The following is a 4,747-nucleotide window of genomic DNA, read 5'->3' on the forward strand; positions in this document are numbered from 1 at the left end:
ACGCAGGCAGGTATCTTTTCTCTTTTGTCTTTCCTCTTTTATCTTTTCTCTTTCCTGCCTGACTGAGTCACGCAGGCAGGTATCTTTTCTCTTTTATCTTTTATCCTTTGTCTTTCATCTTTTCTCTTTTGTCTTCCATCTTTTGTCTTTCCTCTTCCTTCGGGCGCCTTAACGCGTCATCCGCTAATAGTTGTTTTCGGAAATACTTTTCGCAAAAAAAATACTGCAGTGGCTTCCCTTGGTCGCCCCTGCAGTATTGTGCTCAATAGTATTTCCGAAAACAAGCTACCGCTTCTACCGCGGGCGCAAAGTTAATGATCTAATGATTTAATGCATCACCGCAAACTCATTATCCAGAACAATGATATTTTGCATTATTCCGGATATCAAATCCTCTCCAAATTCCATATACATCTCTGCAAAATTTACCTTTCGTTCCTGAAGTACATTTTTTGGAAACAGGTCTGATTTCAATTTCTCAATTTTAGCAACTAATTCCGATTGCTTCCTTTTCTCGGCCCTAAGTAGTTTCTTTTCTAATTCGTATAGGCCTTTTATTTGTTTTTTATGCTGTGCTTTTATACTTGGAAGTAATGATTGATCCGAGCTATATTTTTTCAGTAATTCATAAAATATCTTATTCACCGCTTCCAGATGTTCGGAAATGTCAATATCCGTGTCTGAATTTTCCAGAACCTTGATCCTAATTAAATCATCAACACCCTTGAACATTTCATTCACTGAAAGCCCTAAACTCTTCATTCTTCTTTGCTGCCCCGATTTTATCAACATCAAAGAATTTCTCAAAACCAAAACGGGAAATGAAACTCCAAAATCCTTAAAATTGCTTTTCAGCTGAAACCAATATGCAAGTTCACCTCCACCCCCTACATAGGCTATATTGGGTAAAACATGTTCTTCGTAAAGCGGACGCAGTATTGCATTGGGGCTAAACCTTTCAGGGTTACTTTCAAGCTCTTCGATTATTTCTGTTTTCGAAAATTCAATTTTTGTATTTAAGACTTTGTACTTACCATTCTCAAAAACTATTCTTTCCCGCAAATTATTATCCAGATAAAATAAATTTATCTCCCGTTGATTTACCTGAACCTTATATCCTTTCAACAACAGGCCGGCATTTGTAGCCTTAAGGTTTCTATCAGATCTAAATTCGTTCAACTCCTTTTTAAACAAAGGAATCATTGTTTTTTTCAGCTCCCTGTCGTCACCGTCAATAATTACAATACCGTATTCACCAAATAGTTCATTTACCAAAAACCTTGTTGCTTCAGCTAAATTGTCTTGCTCTGAATATGATCTCTTAAACAGTTCCAACAAATAAGCAGCTCTTTTTCCTCCTTCTCCTAAAGCCTCCTGAAACTGAGACAAAGCATCATCAATATTTTCCGGCTTCATCCTGCCTACCGCTCCTTTTTCTGAAGTATTCCACGATATCAGTTCGTTATAACATCTAAAGTGGTTTATCTCTTCAAAATCGTGATCTTCGGATGCCATCCAAAAAACAGGCACAAAATTATTCTCCGGGAATTTTTCCTTCAGTTCAATGGCAAGTTTTATTATTGATGCTGTTTTATAGATAAAATATAGCGGACCGGTGAAAAAACTGAGCTGATGTCCGGTGGTAATGCTAAAAGTATCTTTAGTCTTAAGTGTGTTGATATTCGACCTTGATAACTCACTCAACTCTATACCTTTATTTTGAACGGTCAAACGGTCAACGAGGAGGTCCCTGTCAACAGCAACTGTATTCCTTTCGGAGATTATCCTTTTGTATCCGTCAAGGTTATTATCATATCCGATAAATTCATCTAAAGCAGAATCTCCATCGAGATAATCCGTAATTAACTTAGAGAAATAACCTGTATCCTTATACTTTATGTATTTTGCTTGCATATTATAAATAAAAAATCGCGGGGCTACTATATATAATATATAAATATAGTAACCCCGCGATTAAATCAAAAATTTTAATACCCTTTCAAATATATTCCATCATCTTTTATTTCGATAATACGCTCTTTATAAAGGCTTCCTATTGCTTTCTTAAACAGTTTTTTGCTAATTCCGAGTTTTTCCCTAATAACATCAGGGTCGCTCTTGTCGTTCAATGCCAGAAAACCATTGTTAGTTTCAAGTATATCTATAATCATATCGGCATTAGGCTCTATACTTACAAAACCTTGTTTTTGAAGTGTAATATCTATTTTGCCGTCTTCCCTCACTTCTTTTACATAACCCGAAATTCTTTCGCCGTACTTTAATGGCTGAAAAACCTGATTAGAAAAAATGAAACCCATGTATTTATCATCAACAATAACATTTACGCCTAAATCAGATTTTTTATCAATCAAAAGATCAACTCCCTGGTTTACTTCTAAATCGATATTTTCCTTCTCAATGAATTTCGAAATTTTATTTGACCCCAACAATCTGTCAGTTTCCTCATCAACAAACATGTAGACATTGTAGTATCTGCCTTCCTCCATCTTTTTTGCCTGCTCCTTAAAAGGAACAAACAAATCTTTTTCGAGACCCAAATCTAAAAACGCACCTGCTTTATTGGTAGCAGTACATCTCAGACAACCAAACTCACCTTTAATAAGTTTGGGATCCAATGTAGTTGCAACTCTTCGCTCTCCTGAATCGAGATAAACAAATACTCTTATTTTCTGATCAATTTCAAAACTATCGGGTACATATTTTCCGGGAAGCAGAACTTCATTTTCCATATTGTCGCCAAGAAAAAGACCTACAGCAGTTTCTCTTAATATTGACAAATTGTGATAAACTCCAATTTCAAGAGTGTTGTCTTTCAGGTGATGATCACGTTTTTCGTATTGCATGTTTCTTATTTTTTCGTTGGCTGTTATATCCTTAAAAATCCCGTTAGGATCAAACTAAACAATTTTCATATTTGCACCTTTACCTGTACGTTCAATCATAATTTCTATTGCATCAACTATAATATTAAATTGTTGATTCATAAATCCGGCAAGGTTATCATCGAAGTCGGCATGTTCAAGCTCTGATTGTAAAAAGGCGTTTAAAGACGGTTGTTTCATATCCTCATTAACCTGACTCATCAATTCGGCTAAATCGCCTAAACCTTCTTCCTGCAAATCGAAAGTTTCGTCCGATTTGAACTTCTCTTCCAGAGAAGCTAACTTCTCCATAATCTCTACGGCTTTCTTCTCCTCATCTTCTGTTGGTGCTCCATCTGCAAAACCAAGTGAAGAACTCAATAATTCAGCAAATTTATTTTGTTTTTCAAAAGCAGTCTCAATATCTTCCTCTGTTACCTGCTTAAAATCGTTCCCGTAACTTTCGAGATAAGCCTTCAGAATAGACCCGTATAAAGAATAGAACAAATCTTTTGAATACTCATCAGACTCTTTTAAATCTTCTTCAATAATTACATTTATTAAACCAGAAAGTGTTGGTTGTGATTCCAGTACTCCCAATACTTCCTTTTCCTCAGCAGAAATAAACCATTCGTTTGCTGATATAACACTATCTATTTCTAAAACTACCATTCTCTTATATTTTATTAATCTAATTTCCTGTTTAATATCATACAAAAGTAAGTGAAATAAGCTTAAGTTTTACATTATAAAATACCCTATTAAAACACCATTGTGAATAAATGATTTTTCAATTATGCTGTTTCTTTTTTTGTTTTGCTTATTTTTGGCAAATTCAATAATTAAGGTATCGCTATGTTAAATCTATATGGAGCTTCAATAGAAGAAATGTCTATACATCAGATAGGCAACAAAAGTAAAGAAGAGGGAATGTTTTTATCGAAAGATCCTTACCCTGTAGACTCTGAATTAACTTCGCATTTAAGTGAGTTCTTTTTTAAACCATTTAGATCTAAAGAAGAAAACTATCACAACTTCTATCACGAAACAGATTTAAGTTTCAACGATTTATACAATTTGGTCAAGGGTATTTTTAATGCCCCCGATTCGTTTCATGAGTATTCAAAGAAAATTGCCGAATACCTGTATTCAAAATCAGAACACCCGCACATTATACCGGGAGAGGTTTATGTAACCCTGCTAAACGACGTGTCTTTGGATAACGAAATGGTACAGGCTGTTGGAATATTTAAAAGTGAAGTTCCCCGTGAATTCATGAAATTCAGAAAAAAAGATGAAAATCTTTTTATAGATATTGACCAGGGAACCTTTTTGGAAAAACTCGATAAAGGAGCTTTAATTTTCAATACCGAAGAAGAAAGCGGATATAAAGTACTCTCTGTTGACTCTAACAGATATGATGCTAAATACTGGGTAGAAAGCTTCCTGAATATTGAGCCGAAACAAGACGAAATTTTTCAGACTAAAAAGTACCTTAAGCTTTGTGAAGACTTTTCGAAAGACATAGTTTTCCCTAACGAAGACCAGAAAGAACAGATAAAATTCCTTAACAAATCTGTTGACTTCTTTGCAAAGAACGATGATTTTGTAGAAGACGAATTCATTAATCAGGTTATAGAAAACCCGGAATACCAAAACGAGTTTAAAGACTATAAAAACAAATTTCAGGAAGATTATAAAATTGAAGATTTTTCGAATTTCGCAATTGCAAATGACGCGGTTACAACAATGAGAAAGAAATTCAAAAATGTGATTAACCTGGATACTAATTTTGAAATCAAACTGAATTTCACCGATAACAATTCAAACAATTTCATAGAAAAAGGATACGACGAAGATAAAGG

4 protein-coding genes are annotated in these 4,747 nt (G+C 34.5%); 1 reads left to right on the forward strand and 3 read right to left on the reverse strand.

What is annotated here, in order from left to right:
• Positions 1 to 327 precede the first annotated feature (327 nt).
• From bshC to ABFR62_13015, 3 genes are all read right to left on the reverse strand, one after another.
• Positions 328 to 1,914, reverse strand: coding sequence for a bacillithiol biosynthesis cysteine-adding enzyme BshC (gene bshC, locus ABFR62_13005; GenBank protein MEN8139339.1), 1,587 nt, complete (start codon positions 1,912 to 1,914; stop codon positions 328 to 330).
• A 74-nt stretch (positions 1,915 to 1,988) separates the two neighbouring features.
• Positions 1,989 to 2,864: a S1-like domain-containing RNA-binding protein gene (locus ABFR62_13010; GenBank protein MEN8139340.1), complete on the reverse strand. Its 876-nt coding sequence runs from the start codon at positions 2,862 to 2,864 to the stop codon at positions 1,989 to 1,991.
• A 54-nt stretch (positions 2,865 to 2,918) separates the two neighbouring features.
• Positions 2,919 to 3,554, reverse strand: a complete 636-nt coding sequence (locus ABFR62_13015) for a hypothetical protein (GenBank protein ID MEN8139341.1) — start codon at positions 3,552 to 3,554, stop codon at positions 2,919 to 2,921.
• 183 nt (positions 3,555 to 3,737) lie between these two features.
• Here ABFR62_13015 and ABFR62_13020 point away from each other — a divergent pair.
• Positions 3,738 to 4,747 (forward strand): nucleoid-associated protein (locus ABFR62_13020; GenBank protein ID MEN8139342.1); only part of this gene is annotated, 1,010 nt, incomplete at its 3' end.

Source organism: Bacteroidota bacterium, from assembly GCA_039714315.1.
Lineage (GTDB): Bacteria > Bacteroidota > Bacteroidia > Flavobacteriales > JADGDT01 > JADGDT01.